We start from the raw sequence: 18,934 nt of genomic DNA, 5'->3' as shown, positions 1-18,934 counted from the left end.
CCCAGAGCCGCCAGCACAGCGCTTCATGATCTCTGTGTCCCCGGCGGGGTTTACCCTCACTCGATTGGGGGCGGGGACAGAGGGTGACTAGGAATCAAGCCCCGCCAGGGCTCGCGCAAACTCTTTCGCCTTGAAAGCCTGCAAATCCGCTTCGCCTTCGCCCACGCCGATAAAGTGGATGGGCAGTTTGAAGCGTTCAGCGACCTGCACCAACGCGCCGCCTTTGGCGGTGCCGTCGAGCTTGGTCATGATGACGCCCGTGACTTTGGACGCCTCCATGAAGGCTTCAGCCTGTGAGATGGCGTTCGAGCCCACGGTCCCGTCGAGCACCAGAAGCACATGATGCGGGGCGGTTTCATCCATTTTCTTGATCACCCGGACGATTTTCTTGAGCTCGTCCATCAGTTCGGCCTTGTTCTGAAGCCGTCCGGCGGTGTCGATCAGCACGGCGTCCGCCTGATCGGTGCGGCCCTGCTGGATGGCGTCATAAGCGAGACCTGCGGCGTCTGCACCCAGATCGCGCGACATGAATGTGGCGCCGGCGCGGTCTGACCAGACTTGCAGCTGTTCGACCGCCGCGGCGCGAAACGTATCGCCCGCCGCTGTAATCACATCCGCGCCTTCACGCGTCATTTTCACGGCGATCTTGCCCAGCGTCGTGGTCTTGCCCGAGCCGTTGACGCCGACAAACAACACCACGCGCGGCGCCTCGCCGGTCATGTCGAGCGGTTGCTCATAAGGCTGAAGCGTTTCCGCGACCACATCTGCGAGGGCTTCGCGGATCTCGATATCAGAGACATCCTTGTCGAACCGGTCTTTCGCCAGGCGATCAATCACCTTGGTCGCCGTCGCCGCGCCGATATCAGCCGCGATAAGCAATTCTTCCAATTCATCCAGCGCCGCCTGATCGAGCTTGCGCTGTGTGAACATCGCGCTGAGCCCGTCACTGAGACGCGAGGAGGATTTCTTCAGGCCCGCAGCAAGCCGCGCAAAAAAGCCTTTCTTCTCTTCGACGGGTTCGGGCTCAGGATCTGGGGCTGGCAGCGAATTCTCCGCATCCGGAGTAACTGGATCAGGCGTCGCGATCGTCTCAGCCAAAGCTTCCAGTCCGCTTGCCTGGGCAGGTGTTTCCGCGATTTCATCCGGATTCGGAGAATTCTCATCAATCGCCGCTTCTGCGCGATCTTCCAGCGACGGATCCGGGTCAGCCGGAGCCGGAGCGGGCTCTGCCGGGCGCGCCGCATCCAGCGTCTCGGGCGCTGCATCGACTGCTGAGATGACTGCGGATTCTGCGGGAGATTCAGCAGGCGCTTCGGGTTCAGCCACCGTTTCAGGCGCATCAAGCGCCGGAGCCTCGGACGAGACCGCCTCGTCTTTTTTCTTTTTCTTGCCGAAACCGAATTTGAACCAGCTCACAGGGCAGCCTCCAGCGGGGTGGCGAATAGGGTTTTCTCGTCATGCCCGGTGATCATGGCCCGAACGCGCGCGCCCGGACGGGCGGTTGCGTCCAAGCGCACAGGCGAGAAATCATCGGCGCGGGCGAAGCCGGGCTTTTCAACCAGCATCGTCATGTCCCGTCCAACGCGTGAGGCGAGATGACGTTGCAACGCCTCCTGTGATTTCGCGCGCAGTCGGGCGGCGCGATCCTTCACGACCTCGCGATCCACTTGCGGCATGCGGGCCGCGGGCGTGCCCGGACGCGGCGAGTAGGGGAAGACATGCACGAAGGCCAGATCGCACTCATCCACCAGCCGCAGGGAGTTTTCAAACATCTCTTCGGTTTCGGTGGGGAAACCCGCGATCAGGTCCGCGCCAAAGGCGATATCCGGACGCACCGCGCGCAAGCGCTTGGCGAGCGCAATCGCGTCATCACGGGAATGGCGGCGCTTCATCCGTTTAAGGATCATATCGTCACCCGCCTGCAGCGACAGGTGCATATAGGGGCAGAGCCGCTCTTCCTCGGCGATGGCGCGGAACAAATCCTCGTCGATTTCAATGGCGTCGATGGACGACAGGCGCAGACGCTGCAGATCGGGAACTTGCTTGAGAATAGCGCGCACAAGGCGCCCCAGCTGGGGCGTTCCGGGCAGATCCTGACCCCAGCTGGTCATGTCCACGCCCGTCAGCACCACTTCGCTATGACCCGTCTCCACGAGGCGTCTGACCTGATCAACCACCTCGCCGGCCGGCGCGGACCGCGCATTGCCGCGGCCATAGGGAATGATGCAGAAGGTGCAGCGGTGATCGCACCCCGTCTGCACCTGCACATAGGCGCGGGCGCGACCATCCAGCCCGTCGACAAGATGACTGGCGATCTCGCTGACCGCCATGATGTCATCCACCTTCACCTTGTCCCCGCCGCCAATGACGGTGGATTTAAAGGTTTCCGGGCGCAGCTTTTCGGCGTTGCCGAGCACCTGATCCACCTCGGCCATTTTGGCGAACTGTTCAGGGTCGATCTGGGCGGCGCAGCCCGTAACGATCATCTTGGCGTCAGGCCGTTCGCGCTTCATCCGGCGAATGGTCTGGCGCGCCTGGCGTACAGCCTCATTGGTGACCGCGCAGGTATTGATGATGACGGCGTCTTCAAGACCGCCTGCCCGCGCGTGATCGCGCATCACTTCGGACTCCCAGGCGTTCAGCCGGCAGCCAAAGGTGACAATCTCCACATCGCGCGCCTCTGAGGTCTCAGGGGACGGGGCAGGGTTTTCCACAGGGGTGCTCATGAGCGCGCAAAGTGGGGTTGAGAGAGCTTTGGGTCAAGCGAGTAAGGGAGTCTGCAGGGCGGGTATGCGGTAACAGAGTGTATTCCCGGGAATTCAGGCTTTGTATGACTCTCTTCCCCGGCGAAGGCCGGGGCCCAGAGCCAGGAGTGCGGCGTTTCATGATCTCTGGGTCCCCGCCTAGGCGGGGAAAGAGAAGAGTTTGAGTTTGAATTCCCGGGCGAGCGGAGCGAAGACCCGGGACCTCCCTCCGCGAATAGCGCCTTATCCTGCGCGAGGCCCCGGCTCGGGGCTGCGCTTGGCCGGGGTTTCAGCAAGCATTAAACGCCGCGCAAATCCAGCTCGCGCTCCAGCACCACAGGGCCGGAGAGATGCACATGGCCCTCGCTGTCCCAGCGCACGGGCAGCGTGCCGCCATCCGCTTCTATCACCGCTTCACGGTCCACAAGCCCCTGTCGGTGCAGCGCCACCAGCGCCGCGCACGCACCCGTTCCGCACGCCAGCGTCAGCCCGGCGCCGCGTTCAAACACTTTGAGGCGGATATCATCGCGATCGCGCACCTGAGCGAAGCCGGTATTGACCCGTTCGGGAAAAAGCGCGTCGTGCTCAATCGAAGGTCCGATCTCTGTGATAGGCAGGGCGAGGACATCCTCGACCGCGAACACCACATGGGGATTGCCCATGCTGACAGCGCCAGGGCCTTCAAGGCGCCCGCCGCCGGGCAGGTTCACACCGAAATCAAGCCGCACTGTATCCATGGGGAGCGATAGCGGGATTTCGCGCCAATCGAGCCGCGCCGGTCCCAGATCAACTTCCGCCGCCCCATCACTCAATCGTTGTGCACGCATCGGCCCGCCCGACGAGGTGAAGCTGAGCTGGCGTTTTGACCCCGCTTCAAACAATAGCCAGGCCGCGGCTCGCGTACCGTTGCCGCACGCGCCCACTTCGCCGCCATCCTTGTTCCAGACCCGCAAGTCGGCGTCGGCGTCTGAAGAGGGGTCCAGCACGATCAGCTGATCGAACGGATGCACGTCCACCATCGCCGCAATGTCCTGAAGGTCATAGCGCGACGGCCCCGACGCCTTGCGACGGTCGATGACGATAAAGGCGTTGCCCGCCCCGTTCATGGCGTAAGCTGTCATGACGCACCGATACGCCTGTCTGCGTCCGGCTGCAAGATAATGAGGGCGTAACACAGTAACACTTTGACCCGGAGGCCAACGCCCTGTTGAATGCGCGCAGTCGCTCAACAAGGGGAGAGCATGATGCGCCGCTGGGGTTATCACCTGTCCGCCGCCGCCGCCGTTCTGGCGCTCGCGGCCTGTTCGCCATCCGAACAAACCAACATGACTGATACTGAGGAGTCCGGTGTGACCTACACCGCCAATCTGCCCGGCGCGGAGCTGAACGCCGCAATCCAGGCGGAAACTGAAAGCCTTGAATGGCTTGAAGAGGTCGAAGGCGAACGCGCCCTCGCCTTTGCGACCGAGATGAACGCGCAATCGCTCGACCGCCTCACGTCCGATCCGCGCTATGACACTCTGTACAATCAAGCGCTTGAGGTTCTGCAATCCACCGACCGCATTCCGTATGTGGGCGTGCGCAACGGCGAATTGTGGAATTTCTGGCAGGATGCCGATCACGTCAAAGGCCTGTGGCGCAAGACGTCCGTGGAAAGCTACGCCACCGACAATCCTGAATGGGATGTGGTGCTGGATCTCGACGCCCTGGGTGAAGCTGAAGGCCATAACTGGGTCTGGCGCGGCGCGGATTGCCTGGCGCCCGATTACACCCGCTGCATGATCACGCTGTCTGATGGCGGGTCCGACGCCGCGGTGCGCCGTGAATTCAATATGGAGACCCGCGAGTTCATCGAAGACGGCTTCGTCATCGATGAAACCAAAGGCTCCACCGCCTGGATTGACGAAGACACGCTATTGATCGCCACAGCGCTCGACCCCGCTGAAGCTACCCAGTCGGGATATCCGTTTGTGGTGAAGCGCTGGACCCGTGGCACGCCGATCGAAGAGGCCGAAGTCGTCATTTCCGGCGCGGAAAGCAATGTGGGCGTCTGGCCCGCCCGCTTCGAACAGGCGGACGGCACGGCCTATATGATGGCCATTCAGGCCGAGAGCTTCTTTGAAAGCGTCTATTACTACCTGCCAGACGGCGCGACCGGCGAGCCGGTTCAGATGCCTCTGCCGCGCAAGTCGAGCCCGCGCACCCTGTTTGACGGTCAGCTGGTCTTCTCGATCGAAGAGGAATGGACCCCGGTTGAAGGCGGGATGACCTATCCCACCGGCTCAATCCTCAGCTTTGACATGGGCGCCTTCGTCGAGACCGGCGAGCTGCCGGGCGTCGAAGTGGTGTTCACCCCGAACGACCGCCAGTCCATTGGCAGCGTCGCCACCACCCAGAACCACCTTCTGATGGTGATCAACGACAATGTGGTGGGCGGTCTTGAAGCCTTCACCCGCACCGAGGGCGGCTGGGCCAGCGAAAGCGTGGAGACGCCGGAGAACGCGTCGATCTCCATCGTCACCGCCGATGAGCAATCCGATCTCGCTTATGTGAATGTGGAAGGCTTCCTGGAGCCCGAAGCCCTTTATCGTCTGACCGCAGATCTGGAGCTGGAAGCGGCGAAATCCGCCCCGTCCTGGTTTGAGGCTGAAGGCCTTGTGGTCGAACAGCGTCAGGCCGAGAGCACGGACGGTACGATGATCCCGTATTTCATCGTCCATGCCGGTGACGCAGAAGGTCCGCAACCGACGCTGCTATACGCCTATGGCGGGTTCCAGGTCAGCCTGACCCCGTCCTATTCGGGCACGCGCGGCCGCATGTGGTTGGAAAACGGCGGCACCTATGTGCTGGCGAATATTCGTGGCGGCGGCGAGTTCGGCCCGGCCTGGCACCAGGCCGGTCTGCGCACCAATCGTCAGCGCATCTATGATGACCTGATCGCCGTCGCGGAATACCTCATTGATGACGGCGTAACCACCTCTGATCAGCTGGCGGTTCAGGGCGGCTCCAATGGCGGCCTTCTGACCGGCGTGATGTATACCCAACGTCCCGATCTGTGGGGCGCGGTGATCAGCCAGGTGCCGCTTCTGGACATGCTGCGCTTCCACACACTGCTGGCCGGCGCGAGCTGGCAGGACGAGTACGGCTTCCCGGACGAGAACGCTGAAGAGCGCGCCTTCCTGCGCTCGATCTCGCCCTTCCATAATGTAGAGACCGGCGTCGACTATCCGCCCATGTTCCTTCTCACCTCCACCAAGGATGACCGGGTGCATCCCGGCCATGCGCGGAAACTGGCCTATCTCCTCAACGAGATGGATCAGGATGTCCTCTATTATGAGAACATGGAGGGCGGCCATTCCGCCGCCGCCAACCTTCAGGAAAGCGCGCGTCGTCTGGCGCTCGAGTACACCTTCCTGATGGAAGAATTGATGGATGCGGACGAGGCGGCGGCCAGCGAAGGCTAGGCTCACCGCTTCATCGCCGAACCTAAAAGCCCCGGAGCTGATGCTTCGGGGCTTTTTTGGCTTTGGCCGTTAAGGTTTCAGAAAGCACAATCGCCTGTCAGGAGAACCTTCCGATCGCAAAAACTGTATATTGCTGAGTGAACCCAGCTGTGCAGAGGTGCGCCATGGTCGCTGACATTGCAGGCGGAGCGGGATATCTCGCTGATTTATATCGAACCCCGCCCCGTGAGTCCGAACCCGCTCTGATCAATTCAGCCAGCGCCCGCGACGCAGCGGCGGTCCCGCCCGTTGAGCGATCCGCACCCGATCAGACCCGCGCTGGCGACGACCGCCAGACCCGCTCAGCCGCCGCAGAAGGCTTCAACCAGGCGGTGGGTGACCGATTGGACGCTTCCACCAACGCCGCCCTGCTGCAAGCGCAGGAAGCGCGCGTGCAATCCCGTCCTGAACCGGCTCAACCTGAGACGGCGTCTCTGCGCCAGACGACCGAAGTTTCGGTTGAAAGCCGTGAAGCGACGGCGCCCGCCGCCCCTGAGCGCAGCTCGCAGACAGACTCGCTCGCCGCGACGCTGACCTCGGCCCGAGACGCAGAAACCGCTGAGCTTCAGGCGCGCGCCGCAGAAGCCCGGAACGCCGATGACGCCCGCGACACACGCCGCGTAGAGACGCAAAGCGTTGAAAATCGGACCGTGACGGAAGACACGCGTCCGCAGGATACTCAGGCGCAAGCCGCTCGACCGGTGGACGCTGAGGCGCGGCCGACAAGCAATGACACGGCGCCATCTCAGTCTGACTCGACTGGAGCCGGGTTGAATCCGGCGGCCCGGGCGTCTGACGCGATCAATCCCACCACTGCCGCGCTGGAACAATCCAGCGCCGTGAATCGCGCTGATCCGCGCACCGACGCTGCTGAGCCGGCGGTAGACACGGCACAGGCCGACACGGACGAAAGCGTGTCAGGACTGAGTTCCGCTCGCCTTGACAGCGATACGGTCAATGACGCTGAAGCGGAAGTGACGACGCCCAACACCCAGTTTGAAACCCGCTTTGCGCGCGCTGATAGCGAGCTCTCCACGCGCGATGACGGCATCAGCCGCAGCGGCCCCAATCCTACGACGTCTGAGCGGCTGAACGACACAACGCCAGACCCCCAACGCGCCCGGCCGGTCAACCAGCCCCTCGATAATAATCTGGATGGCGCCGTGACCCCGCGGGAGATCGCCCGAGGCGGCCTCAATCTGACGGTCTAACGGCTTGACTGCATGGACAGGGCGGCGTGCGCGCCCCGGAGACCTCAAGCCTCCGGGGCGCTTGTCTTATGTCTAGCCGCGCAGAGACGCGCCCGCCTTCTGGGCGTTGGCGATGATCTTGGCGCTGATGGCCTCGATCTCCTTGTCCGTCAGGGTCTTATCGGTCGGCTGGATGGTCACTTCCAGCGCCAGCGAGATCTGGCCTTCGGGCACGCCCTGGCCCTGATAGACATCAAACAGGGCCACATCGGTGATGAGCTGCTTCTCCGCACCCCGGACCGCCTTGATCAGGTCTGCGGCCGGAGCCGACGCCTCCATGAGGAAGGCGAAGTCGCGCTTCACCGCCATCAGATCAGACAGCTCCAGCGCCGGGCGCGCCTTGAGGGCTTTTTTCTTGGCGGACGGGATGGCGTTGAGAAACACCTCAAACGCCAGCACCCGGCCATCCACATCCAGCGCCTTGAGGGTCTTGGGATGGATCTCGCCAAACTCCGCCAGCACTTTGGGGCCCAGGCGCAGCACGCCGGAGCGGCCCGGATGCCAGTGCTCGCGCGCATCCGCGGTCACTTGCAGTTTCTCGACCGGGGCGCCCGCCGCTTCGAGCGCCGCCAGGGCGTCCGCCTTGATGTCAAAGACATCCGGCGCGCCCTCACCGCGCCAGTCGCGCGCAGCGACCACGCGGCGCACCCCCGACACAACGGTCTGCTGACCGGTCGGGCTGTCATTGAGATAGATCGGGCCCGCCTCGAAAAAGCGCGCATCGTCAAAGCCGCGATCAGCGCTTTTCTGTACGCTGGTCAGAAGATGGATCAACGCGGTCGGGCGCATGACATCGAGCTCGGAGCTGATCGGGTTTTCCAGCACCAGACCTTCACCAACGCCGCCGAACAGATCGGCCTGATCGGATCGGCAGAAGGACCAGGTGATGGCTTCGCGATAGCCACGGCTCGCCGCAGCCCGGCGCGTCGCGCGCACCCGGTTCTGAAGCTCCGTTGCGGGCGCTTCAAAACGCTCGCCCTCAGGGCGACGGAAGGAGACCACGGGCAGAGTGTCATACCCCGCAATGCGCGCCACATCCTCGATCAGGTCCGCCTGATGCGAGCAATCGCGGCGCCAGCTCGGCACGCTGACCGTCCAGCGTTCGCCACGGGTGACGCCAAAGCCCAGCGAAACCAAAATCTCCTCAATCCGGTCTTCAGACAGTTCCAGCCCCAGCAGGCGTTTGATGCGAGACGGGTCGAACGCGATGTCGTCCGGACGCGCCGGAGCCTCGCCCGACACGGTGACGTCGGAGGCTTCGCCGCCGCCGTATTTCAAGATCAGCGCCGTGGCCAGCTCAATGCCGTCCACCGGGCTTTCAGGGTCGACGCCGCGCTCGAAGCGATATTTGGCGTCAGATTCAATGCCCAGCGCGCGGGCGGATTTGCGGATGATCGCGGGGTCAAACCAGGCGCTTTCAATGAAGACGTCTGTGGTCTCCGACGAGCAGCCTGAATGGGCGCCGCCCATAATGCCGCCAAGGCCCAGCGCGCGCTCCCCATCGGCGATCACGCAATCGGTTTCAGAGGGCGTGTAGGTTTTCTCGTCCAGCGCCACATGCTGATCGGCCTCGCCGCGGCCCTTGCGGGCGTAAAGCGTGGAGCCGATTTTCGCCATGTCATAGACATGCAGCGGCCGCGCATAATCAAACGAGACATAGTTCGTGACATCGACCAGCAGGTTTTTCGGCGTGACGCCGATGGCGCTGAGGCGCTTTTGCATCCATTCAGGCGAAGGCCCGTTCTTGACGCCCTTGATGACCCGGCCCGCAAAGATCGGGCAGGCCTCGGGCCAGTCGAGCTTCACCGTCACGGGACAGGGGAAGCTGCCGGGGATCGCCTTGACCGGGCCGGTCTTCAACGTACCGGCGCCCGCCGCGGCGAGATCGCGCGCAATACCGTAAACGCCCAGCCAGTCAGGCCGGTTCGGCGTGACTTCAAAATCGATGACCGGGTCATTGACGCCCAGCGCCTCGGCGGCCGGGGTGCCCACAGGCCAGTCGCCTTCAAGGTCAGCGATGCCGTCATGATCCTCGCCCGCCTCGATCTCCTTGGCCGAGCACATCATGCCATAGCTCTCGACGCCGCGGATCTTGCGCGGTTTCTTGTCGAGGCTGAAATCAAGGCCGGGGATATAGGCGCCCAGCGGCGCGTAAATGGCGGTCATGCCGGCGCGCGCGTTGTGCGCTCCGCAGACGATCTGTTTCTCGCCGTCCCTGGTCTCCACCGTGCAGATACGCAACTTGTCTGCATCGGGATGCGGCTGGGCGTCCTTCACATAAGCGGTGGAGAACTCGGCCAGCTTTGCGCCCGGGTCCTCGATCTCCTCGATCTCCAGACCCGCCATGGTCATCGCCTCGTCGAGCTGGGCGAGGCTGAGATCGGTGTCCAGATGCTCTTTGAGCCAGGAATAGGTGAATTTCATCGGTCAGGTCCAAAGGGTCGGGGAATTAGAGATTGCTAACGCCGCTATCAGGGCAGGCGTCCACAGATTCAGGTTTGGGGGTGATTGATCCGGTCGTGCGCGCGATCCAGCATTCATCCAGGACCGAGCAGTAACACACCTCCACCCTGTAATTGCTGGCGAGGTCGTACATCATCTCAACCGCGTCATCAGCCCGGGTCCGCGGGTTCACGAAGGAAAAGACCTCCACCGTATCCCCGGCGCCAATGATCCGCCCGGTCACGCTGGTCGCGGAGCGCCCGGTATAGCCGGGAAAACCCTCGGACACGGCTTCAAGATCCGCCACCAGCGCGCCCTGATACAGGATCGTGATGGAATCAATCCGCGCCGGACCCACGCCGGCGTTCTGGATGTTCAACCCCTGCACGATGTCAGCGTCGCGCTGGCTCGAAAACCCGTCCAGTTGTAGCGCGGGCCAGACAGAGGCGCGAATTTCCTGACGCATGACGCGGCCCTGATCCCAAGCCACGAACAGAGCAATCAGAGCCGCAATCGCCGCCGCGAGCGTTCCAATAGCCTGAAGATGATTGGAGTTCAGGTGCATCGCTCCCGTCCTAGCTCAAACCGGTGGCGAGGTTCGCCTGCAAGAGCGGGCTGAAGCCGTAATGGCTCAGCCAGCGTGTGTCGGGCTCAAAGAAGGGCCGCAAATCGGGCATGCCGTATTTGAGCATGGCGAGGCGGTCCACACCCATGCCGAAGGCGAAGCCCTGATACTCGTCCGGATCGAGACCGCAGGACTTGATCACATTGGGATGGACCATGCCGCAGCCCAGGATCTCCATCCATTTGTCGCCCGAGCCCACTTTCACCGCATCGCCCACGCGCTCATAGCGCACGTCCATTTCCGCGCTCGGCTCGGTGAAGGGGAAATGGTGAGGGCGGAAGCGCGCCTCGACCGTGTCCGTCTCAAAGAACGCCGCGACGAAATCCATCAGGCACCCCTTGAGGTGGCCCATATGGGTCTCCTTGTCGATCACAAGCCCCTCGACCTGATGAAACATCGGGGTGTGGGTCTGGTCCCAGTCACAGCGATAGACCCGGCCCGGCGCAATGATGCGGATCGGCGGCTTGTTCTTGAGCATGGTGCGGATCTGCACCGGGCTCGTATGGGTGCGCAGGACTTTCGGCGTCTCGCCGTCCGCCGCCTTCATGAAGAAGGTGTCGTGGGTGTCGCGCGCGGGGTGGTCCTCGGGGAAGTTCAGGGCCGTGAAGTTGTGAAAGTCGTCTTCCACGTCCGGGCCTTCAGCCACTGCGAAGCCCATATCGGCGAAGATCACCGCGAGCTCTTCCATCACCTGGGCGACCGGGTGCAGCGAGCCTTGCGCCTCGCGCTTCACAGGGCGCGTGACGTCCACCGTTTCGCTGGCCAGCGCTGCGGTCATGGCTGCGTCTTCCAGCGTCGTCTTGCGGCGCTCCAGCAGCGTGTTGAGACGGTCCTTCAGGCCATTGAGCGCCGGGCCCATCACCTGACGCTCGTCCGGGCTCATCTTGCCCAGCTCACGCATTTTCAGGGACACCTCGCCCTTCTTGCCAAGCGCGCCCACGCGCAGGGCGTCGAGCGCAGCAAGATCGGACGCCGCTTCAATGTCAGCGGACAGGCGCGCTTCCAGCGCATCAAGATCGGAAGAGGCGGTCATAAGTCACTCCGGGGATCGGACGAGCAGTCATTCAGATAGGGGTTTAGCGAGGCCCGCGCCTGATCTCAAACGCGAAAACGCCCGCCTGCAGGGTCTGCAGACGGGCGCTTGTCACAAGCAGTCGAACAAATCGTCCGACTTAGCCCTGCAGAGCCTGCTTGGCCTGAGCGACCAGGGAGGCGAAGGCTTCGGGCTCATGCACGGCGATATCGGCGAGAACCTTGCGGTCCAGCTCGATGCCGGCCTTGTTGAGCCCGTCCATAAAGCGGGCATAGGTAAAGTCATTCAGACGCGCAGCCGCGTTGATCCGCTGGATCCACAGCGCGCGGAAGGTGCGCTTCTTGGCGCGACGGTCGCGATAGGCGTACTGACCAGCCTTCTCCACCGCCTGATTGGCGACGCGGAAGGTGTTTTTGCGACGGCCGTAATAGCCTTTCGCCTGATCAAGAACTTTCTTTTTCCGGGCGTGACGGGCCGGGCCGGAGGACACTCGAGCCATTCGGGCTGTCTCCTAAATCTTTTTAAAAGGTGGGCTTAGCCGTTCCGCCTTAGCGGTTGTACGGCATGTATGAGCGCTTGACGACTTTAGCGTCCGGAGCCGCCAGCGCGGAGGTGCCGCGCTTTTGACGGATCTGTTTCGGGGTCCGCTTGATCATGCCGTGGCGCTTGCCCGCCGGGCCGGCCATCACTTTACCAGAGGCCGTGACCTTGAAGCGTTTCTTGGCGCTTGATTTGGTCTTCAGTTTCGACATTTCGCTCTCCATTCCTGCGGGGAAATCCAGCCGTTCAGGACCAGTCTTTCCAGCGTTCTCAGCCGCCCGGCATGTCGATGAAGCCGGGGTGGCTGGTGAGTAAGAGCGGGGGTTATACGCGCCCCCGCCCAAAATGCAAGGCGCCCCGGGCGGACCGGGGCGCCTTTTATACCGTATCGAAACGCCGATTAATCGCTCGGCGCGTCGAACTCCGAAATCATCAGCTGCGCAGACGCCGGCTCGCCGCTGAAGACGCCAACATAAATGTCGTAGACGCCGCTGAGAGCGCGGTCGAACTGGAGCGCCGGGTTCAGGCCCGGGCCGCCATCATCATTACAGCGCCAGCTGCCGTCGGGCAGGTTGATCGCCAGCGTCGTGTCCCGGTCCCCTTCCACATAAATCGACAACGGACCGTTCTCGCCGCTCCAGGTCAATTCAGCGGTCGGCGCCGCTGTATAAGACCCGCTGCACCAGTCCGCATCCGAGGCAATCCCTGACGAACTCGCCTCAAGCGGGCCGCCCGCCTGGACTGAAATACGGTAGGGATCGGGCACGAACCCCGCCTCCAGATCATGATCGCCGTACATCGCCGGCAAGCTCAGATCCACACGCGAATTGATCGGGTCCGCGCCGCCGCCGATCTCTGAGACGTAAAGCGTCGCAGGGGAGGTTTCGCTGTCGCCGTAGAACCGTCCCACATAGATGTCATAGACGCCGCTTTGCGGATTATTGATTTCAAGGACAGGATTGAGGCCCGCTCCGCTGTCGTCATCACACATCCAGGCGCCGTCCGGTCCGTTGACCACCAGCGTCGTATCGTCATCAGAGACAGCCGAGATGAAGAGCGGCGCCTCTCCGGCCTCAAAGTCGAGCTCGAAGGTTGGCGCGCGTGTGACGTCGCCGCCGCAATAGCCCACAGACACGACGCCGTCCTGCACCGCCATATTGGCCTCGATCGGTCCGCCGGCCCGGATCTCGACCGCCAGGGGATCGGGTACAAAGCCAGCGCGCAGCGAGCGCGAACCGAACAGGGCCGGCTCGGTCAGGTCCAGACGCCGGTCGACGCCCTGATAACCGATCTCGGAAATCGACAGAACGCCCGCTTGCGTGACGCCGCGGTCGCCCAGAAGACCTGTCCAGATCAGATACTCGCCACGTTCGGGATTGTCGATATGAACGCCGGGATTGAGGCCCACGGCGTCGTCATTACACAGCATCTCGCCCGATGGCGTGCGCACGGCCAGGACGCCATCGCGCTCGCTTTCCATGGCGATGTAAAGCGGCAACGCACCCGCGCGATAGGTCAGCGCCACATCCGCAGCCTCACCTGAATAACCATAGCACATGTCGCCCAGCTCCTCGAGCCGCGCTTCGCCGCCTGCGATCACGTCAATCAGCCGCGGATCATCACGAAAGCCAGACCGCAAGCGCAAGGACTGGTCGGCGCGCAGGCTGGCGTTCGGAGATACGCTGAACGGGTTCGTCGTATCAAAACCGCTCGTGGAGGCATGGATCTGGGCCGCAGGCGTGCCGACGCCAGCGGAGTATGTGCCCAGCCACAACTCATACACCCCGCGCTCTGCTTTCGCGAACACCAGACCGGGGTTGAGATCGCCTGCGCCGTCATCATCACAATGCAAGTCGCCGTTCGGCGTGCGGACCACCATGATCGTGTCTTCATCCGCGCCCGCTGAGAGATACAGGTCTTCGCCCCCGGCATACTCCACAGTCAGCGTCGGCGCTTCGGTGATGTAGCCGTAACATCCTTGGCTCAGAAGGTCCGCGCTCCAGGCGCCGCCCGCTCGCACAGAGGCCTCAACCGAGCCGTCACGCAAGCTCAGCCCGCCATAGGCCGGATCGCCCGAGAAAGACTGTCCGACGGCGGTCGCGCCCAGACCCAGTGTCAATGCAAGCCCCAAAGCGGCCGCGGAGGCGGCGTATTTCAGTGATGCAGTCATGTGATCCCCCTGTGAAAATTCAAGTTCAGTCACTGTAGGACTGAAATACAGGCCAGATCATGTCGATCTGGCGCCGGGCTCGCAATCGCTTGTCACCTGTCCCGACAAGCCCAGCCCTGATGAGACTTATTGGCTGTAGAGTTCGGAGATATGCAGATCCGCAGGGCGTATGCCGCCATTGGAATACGTCCCGACCCAGATATCGTATTGGCCCGATTGAGGCGCGCTGAAACGGATCGACGGATTGGAGCCTTCGCCGCCATCATCATTGCAGGCCCAGCCGCCGGTCGGCGTGTTGATCACCAGCGTCGTGTCCGCCTCCGAACTGACCGATATGATCAGCGGCAACCCTTCGCTGGCGCGATAATTGAGCCGCAGGTCAGGCGCATTGGCGATATAGCCCGTGCATCCAATGTTGGAGGCGGAAATCGAACCGCCCGCCTCCAGCTCAACCACGTAAGGATCCGGAGAGAACCCGCTGTTGAGCGATATGGTGCCGTATGTGGGGCTCAAAGAAACATTCTGGGCGTGTGCAGAGACGGCGATCATGCCGACAGCTGCAACGGCGGTAATCAGACTATAGCGCATCTCAAGACCCTTTCGGTTCCCTGCCACCCTCCTGCCGGCCCTGACGGCTCCGCCATCAAAGCAGTGTGCGCTGACACGCAAGGGGCGCGTCAGCGCATCTGTTACTTCCGGGACGGGCGATAGCCCATTTCAATCTCGGAAATCATCAGCGTGGTCTGACGATCACCGCGAGAATAAGTGCCCACGTAGATGTCATAGACGCCTCGTGTGGAGCTGTTGAACTCGATCCCGGCATCCGTGCCGATTTCATCGTCAGAGCAGTACCACTGACCATCAGGGCCATTGATGGCGAGCGTCGTGTCAGCATCCCCGTCCGTATAGATGTAGAGGGAGCCATAGCCGTTGTAATCAAGCTCTACGCTGGGTTCGCGCGTGACATAGCCGCGGCAGGACCCGCTGCCGTATTCCAGCGCGTCACTGACCGAAACCGAACCACCGGCCGTCAGACGCAGCTGATAGGGATCAGGCAGGAAGCCGCCATTGAGCGTAATGTCAGCGAAACGCGAAGCCAGAGAGATATCCAGACCGCCGCCATAATTGTAGCCGCCTCCGCCGCCCGCACTGTCGCGTGTGAATTCACCAACCTCAGACACAAACAAGGTTGCGGGAACGCCAGAGCCGCTCATATAGGTGCCGACCCAGACGTCGTATCGGCCCGAGGACGGGTTTGAGAACCGGACCAGCGGATTGAGCGGGCTTTCGGCGCCGTCATCATCACAATACCAGCGGCCGTCAGGTCCATTGATCACCAGCGTGGTGTCAGCATCTGAATCCGCCGAGAAAATCAGCGGGAAAGAACCGGCGCTGTAATTGACCGAAAAGTCAGGTGCATTGGCGATATAGCCGCGGCAATCGGAAAACCGGTCCTGCGCGCGGATCGATCCGCCCGCCGTCAGATTGCGCACGTAAGGATCCGGCGTGAAGCCAGCGCTCAAGGTCACCCGACCAAAGGAAGGCGGCTCAGTAAAGTCCTGAGCCAGAGCCGTCGATCCGGCGAAAAGCGCCGCCGCAAAAACACTGACCGTCAGTGTTGCAGAGTTCATCATGATTTCGTCCCCCGTATTCCCCCGCAGCAGGCTGCGGATCACCCGCACACCTTATGCAGGCTTGGTTAAAAGGGCCAGATCGATCCTTGAGCGACCAACCCTTTTTTAACAAATCGCAAGCCCCATAGTGACGATGGAATCTGAACGGCGCATGAAAAAACCCTATCGCTCAAAGCGATAGGGTTTTTTATCGGCTGGCGTGCGGCGAAACGTCCAGAAACGCTAGCGCGGCGCCATCACCATGATCATCTGACGGCCTTCAAGCTTGGGTTCGAACTCGACCTTGGCGACTTCGCTGAAATCCGCTTTGACGCGGTTCATCACATCCATGCCGCGTTCCTGGTGCGCCATTTCGCGCCCACGGAACCGCAGGGTGACCTTGACCTTGTCGCCATCCTCGAAGAACCGGGTCATGGCTTTGGTTTTGACCTGGTAATCATGGGTGTCGATGTTCGGACGCATTTTGATTTCCTTGACGTCCTGGGTCTTCTGTTTCTTTCGAGCTTCAGCCTTTTTCTTTTGCTCTTGGTATTTGAGCTTGCCGTAATCGACGATCTTGCAGACCGGCGGGTTGGCGTTTGGCGAAACTTCTACAAGGTCGAGACCAACCTCTGACGCGGCTTCAAGCGCTGCGTCAATTGGCATCTCACCTTGTTTTTCCCCAGATTCATCAATTAACAGAACCCGCGGTACGCGGATTTCTCTGTTGATGCGCGGCCCTTCTTTCTTAGGCGGGGGCGCGGCATGCGGACGTCGTGCTATGCGTCTTCTCCATGGCGACTGCGAGTGGAACGGTCAAAATAGCTGATTTTGCCCGTGAGCGGTAGCGAATACCGCGAATAACAGGCGAAAATCAAGGTCGTCACGCCGCGTTTGAGGCGTCAGCGAAGCCTCCAGCACAGCGCATGGCCTGAACAGCCTCTTTTGCGTTAATCTGCGCCAGGGTCGGCGCGTGCATCAGCAAGGTGGGCGACAAGCCCCGCGGCGCGCTCTCGAGCGGCGCGTGCTCACCGGGATGGAACAGCACGGCGGGCGATCCGGCGGCGGCCATCAAATGCAGCAATCCCGCCGCCTCGCCAAAGGCGCAGCTGGCCTTGCGACCCAGCCCGGCGAGCTGAATCAGATTCGCCCGTCCGGTCAGATCACGAGCGCCCGGCGTCACATGGGCCACATAACGGCCCACTTCGCGCGTGTTGGGCCCGCCCACGATCACCGGCTCCACGCCGGCCTCCAGAAGCTCATGCGCCAAAGACGCCCAGCGCTCTTTCGGCCAGCGCTGCGCAGGCAGCACGTCTTCGCCCGCTGGCGCGAACAGGGCGTAACGCCCCAGAAGCCCGAAATAGGCCGGCTCCAGAGTGCGCGAGCGTTTGGCGACGAAATCAATCCAGCTCAAATCCGGCGGCGGCGCCTCGCCCAACAGATATCTGGTGGGGCCCAGGCCCGCCTCGCCCAGCTGGGCGGCCATCTGCTCAAGCGGATGCCCCGGACGATCCGACCGCGGCGCGGCGCTGACCCAGCGCGTTTTGGAGAAGCGCACAGCGCGACCGATCTTTTTGGCCCCTTCGCTGCCGCACAGATCATAGATCACGTCAAAGCCTGAATTACGGGCAGCTTTGAGCCTGTCAAAGAAGTTGCGCTTGGCGGTGTCGTCAAGATTGGTCTCAACGGCGTTGAAATAGGTGCAATGCTTGAGCAGGCCCTCATATTCCTCGCCGCACAGCAGGGTAATCCGCGCCTTGCGATGATGATCGCGGATCATCTTGGCGGGCGCCAGCATGCGCACCACGTCTGTGAGCGCGCCTTCATGGATCACCAGGATCTGTTCTTTGTCAGCTTCGTCTTCGGACATGGGCTTAGTCTAGAAGCTCCCGATAGACCCGCAAGGTGGCTTGTTGCAGTTGCACCTTGGAAAAAAGCGTTCTGACGCGCTTGCGTGCAGCCAGCGCCAGAGTGTTGGCGCCTTCAGCGTTCAGTGACAAGGCGGCTTTGACCGCTTCAGCCCAGGCGTCAGCATCGCCCGGCGCCGCGCGCCAGCCCGTTTCTCCGTCGCTGACGACTTCACGCGCTCCGCCATGATCGGCGACGATCACCCGCGCGCCCATAGCCTGGGCCTCAGCGGCGGTGCGCCCGAACGCTTCAGGCTCGAGCGAGGGGCAAACCACCAGATCCGCCGCAAGATACGCCGCCGCAATGTCTGTCGTGTGGCCCGGCAAGGCCAGATCAACGCCCGCCGCATCCGCCGCCGCCTTGATGTCCGCCTGATAGTCAGGCTTGTCGCCGCCTTCGCCCAGGCACACCAGCAAGGGCGCCGGCTCAAGCCTGAGCCGCGCCAGCGCCTCAATCATCAACAGCTGGCCCTTCCATCGGGTCAGGCGTCCGGGCAGCACGATGGCCAGCTTTTCCGGCCCCGCGCCCCAAGCTGCGCGATGCGCCTTGATCCGCTCTGGATTGACGAGCGCCGGATCAAACTGCTCCAGATCGACCCCACGCGGGATAATGCGCAGGCGGCTTGAATCAATCAGGTGCTCTTCGCGCACATGCCGGGCGGTGAACTCTGAATTGGCGATGACAAGATCGCCCTGCGCCATGATCGAGTTATACCAGCGCTTGAGACGGGATTTGGCTTTGTAGAAGCCGTGATAGGTGGTCACAAAAGGGATTTGGGCGCGTCGCGCGGCCCATTTCGCACTCCAGGCCGGCGCACGGGAGCGAGCGTGAATAATATCGATGTTTTCGGAGCGAATCAGCTGCGCCAGCTTGCCCGCATTGGTCCAGATCCTGAGCGGGTTCTTGGTGGCCAGATCCAGCGTCACATGACGCGCGCCCAGCGCTTCAAGCTCCGCCACCAGACGCCCTCCACTGCTGGCCACGATCGCCTGGCCGCCATCCGCCAGAATGGCTTCAGCCACTTCAAGGACCGTACGCTCCGCGCCGCCCGCATGCATCTGGGGGATAACCTGCAAGATGTTCAAACGCGTTCGCCTTTTACCGGC

16 protein-coding genes are annotated in these 18,934 nt (G+C 62.3%); 2 read left to right on the top strand and 14 right to left on the bottom strand.

What is annotated here, in order from left to right; all coding sequences use genetic code 11:
- Positions 1-87: 87 nt before the first annotated feature.
- From ftsY to dapF, 3 genes are all read right to left on the bottom strand, one after another.
- The gene (ftsY, locus tag ACP154_RS05630) at positions 88-1,416 is read right to left on the bottom strand and encodes a signal recognition particle-docking protein FtsY (protein ID WP_421861048.1); all 1,329 of its coding nucleotides are present in this window, start codon (positions 1,414-1,416) and stop codon (positions 88-90) included.
- A complete protein-coding gene (gene mtaB / locus ACP154_RS05625; RefSeq protein ID WP_421861051.1) occupies positions 1,413-2,726 on the bottom strand; it encodes a tRNA (N(6)-L-threonylcarbamoyladenosine(37)-C(2))-methylthiotransferase MtaB in 1,314 nt (437 codons plus the stop codon). Before mtaB ends, ftsY begins: the two co-directional genes overlap by 4 nt.
- 317 nt (positions 2,727-3,043) lie before the next feature.
- Positions 3,044-3,865: a diaminopimelate epimerase gene (dapF, locus tag ACP154_RS05620; RefSeq protein WP_421861054.1), complete on the bottom strand. Its 822-nt coding sequence runs from the start codon at positions 3,863-3,865 to the stop codon at positions 3,044-3,046.
- A 120-nt stretch (positions 3,866-3,985) separates the two neighbouring features.
- Between dapF and ACP154_RS05615 the strand changes: the two genes are divergently transcribed.
- Positions 3,986-6,208: a prolyl oligopeptidase family serine peptidase gene (locus tag ACP154_RS05615; protein ID WP_421861056.1), complete on the top strand. Its 2,223-nt coding sequence runs from the start codon at positions 3,986-3,988 to the stop codon at positions 6,206-6,208.
- Positions 6,209-6,372: 164 nt separating this feature from the next.
- Positions 6,373-7,458, top strand: a complete 1,086-nt coding sequence (locus tag ACP154_RS05610; RefSeq protein ID WP_421861060.1) for a hypothetical protein — start codon at positions 6,373-6,375, stop codon at positions 7,456-7,458.
- 72 nt (positions 7,459-7,530) lie between these two features.
- Here ACP154_RS05610 and pheT read toward each other — a convergent pair whose 3' ends face one another.
- The 11 genes from pheT to ACP154_RS05555 all read right to left on the bottom strand — a co-directional run bounded on the left by pheT (position 7,531) and on the right by ACP154_RS05555 (position 18,913).
- Complete coding sequence (pheT, locus tag ACP154_RS05605; RefSeq protein ID WP_421861063.1) at positions 7,531-9,921, bottom strand: phenylalanine--tRNA ligase subunit beta; 2,391 nt, start codon at positions 9,919-9,921, stop codon at positions 7,531-7,533.
- Positions 9,922-9,946: 25 nt separating this feature from the next.
- Positions 9,947-10,504 (bottom strand): hypothetical protein, encoded by a 558-nt coding sequence (locus tag ACP154_RS05600; protein WP_107712052.1) that lies wholly within the window; start codon positions 10,502-10,504, stop codon positions 9,947-9,949.
- Between the two features lie 10 nt (positions 10,505-10,514).
- Complete coding sequence (pheS, locus tag ACP154_RS05595; RefSeq protein ID WP_421861066.1) at positions 10,515-11,597, bottom strand: phenylalanine--tRNA ligase subunit alpha; 1,083 nt, start codon at positions 11,595-11,597, stop codon at positions 10,515-10,517.
- Between the two features lie 139 nt (positions 11,598-11,736).
- The gene (gene rplT / locus ACP154_RS05590) at positions 11,737-12,096 is read right to left on the bottom strand and encodes a 50S ribosomal protein L20 (RefSeq protein WP_022700890.1); all 360 of its coding nucleotides are present in this window, start codon (positions 12,094-12,096) and stop codon (positions 11,737-11,739) included.
- A gap of 49 nt (positions 12,097-12,145) precedes the next feature.
- Entirely contained in the window at positions 12,146-12,349 is a 204-nt protein-coding gene (rpmI, locus tag ACP154_RS05585; protein ID WP_028284624.1) for a 50S ribosomal protein L35, read from the bottom strand.
- A gap of 188 nt (positions 12,350-12,537) precedes the next feature.
- Positions 12,538-14,307, bottom strand: coding sequence for a hypothetical protein (locus ACP154_RS05580; RefSeq protein ID WP_421861069.1), 1,770 nt, complete (start codon positions 14,305-14,307; stop codon positions 12,538-12,540).
- Between the two features lie 126 nt (positions 14,308-14,433).
- Complete coding sequence (locus tag ACP154_RS05575) at positions 14,434-14,895, bottom strand: peptidase S1 (RefSeq protein ID WP_421861072.1); 462 nt, start codon at positions 14,893-14,895, stop codon at positions 14,434-14,436.
- 101 nt (positions 14,896-14,996) lie between these two features.
- A complete protein-coding gene (locus ACP154_RS05570; RefSeq protein ID WP_421861074.1) occupies positions 14,997-15,941 on the bottom strand; it encodes a peptidase in 945 nt (314 codons plus the stop codon).
- A gap of 222 nt (positions 15,942-16,163) precedes the next feature.
- Positions 16,164-16,703 carry a translation initiation factor IF-3 gene (gene infC / locus ACP154_RS05565; RefSeq protein WP_107713625.1) on the bottom strand — a complete coding sequence of 180 codons (540 nt, stop codon included), beginning with the start codon at positions 16,701-16,703 and terminating at the stop codon, positions 16,164-16,166.
- 100 nt (positions 16,704-16,803) lie between these two features.
- A complete protein-coding gene (locus tag ACP154_RS05560; protein ID WP_133724450.1) occupies positions 16,804-17,790 on the bottom strand; it encodes a glycosyltransferase family 9 protein in 987 nt (328 codons plus the stop codon).
- 4 nt (positions 17,791-17,794) lie between these two features.
- On the bottom strand, positions 17,795-18,913 hold the full coding sequence (locus ACP154_RS05555) for a glycosyltransferase family 4 protein (protein WP_421861077.1): 1,119 nt from the start codon (positions 18,911-18,913) through the stop codon (positions 17,795-17,797).
- Positions 18,914-18,934 lie beyond the last annotated feature (21 nt).

Origin of the sequence: Oceanicaulis sp., assembly GCF_965249665.1 — a bacterium.
Taxonomy (GTDB): Bacteria; Pseudomonadota; Alphaproteobacteria; order Caulobacterales; family Maricaulaceae; genus Oceanicaulis.
This window is presented reverse-complemented; position numbering and strand designations above follow the sequence as displayed.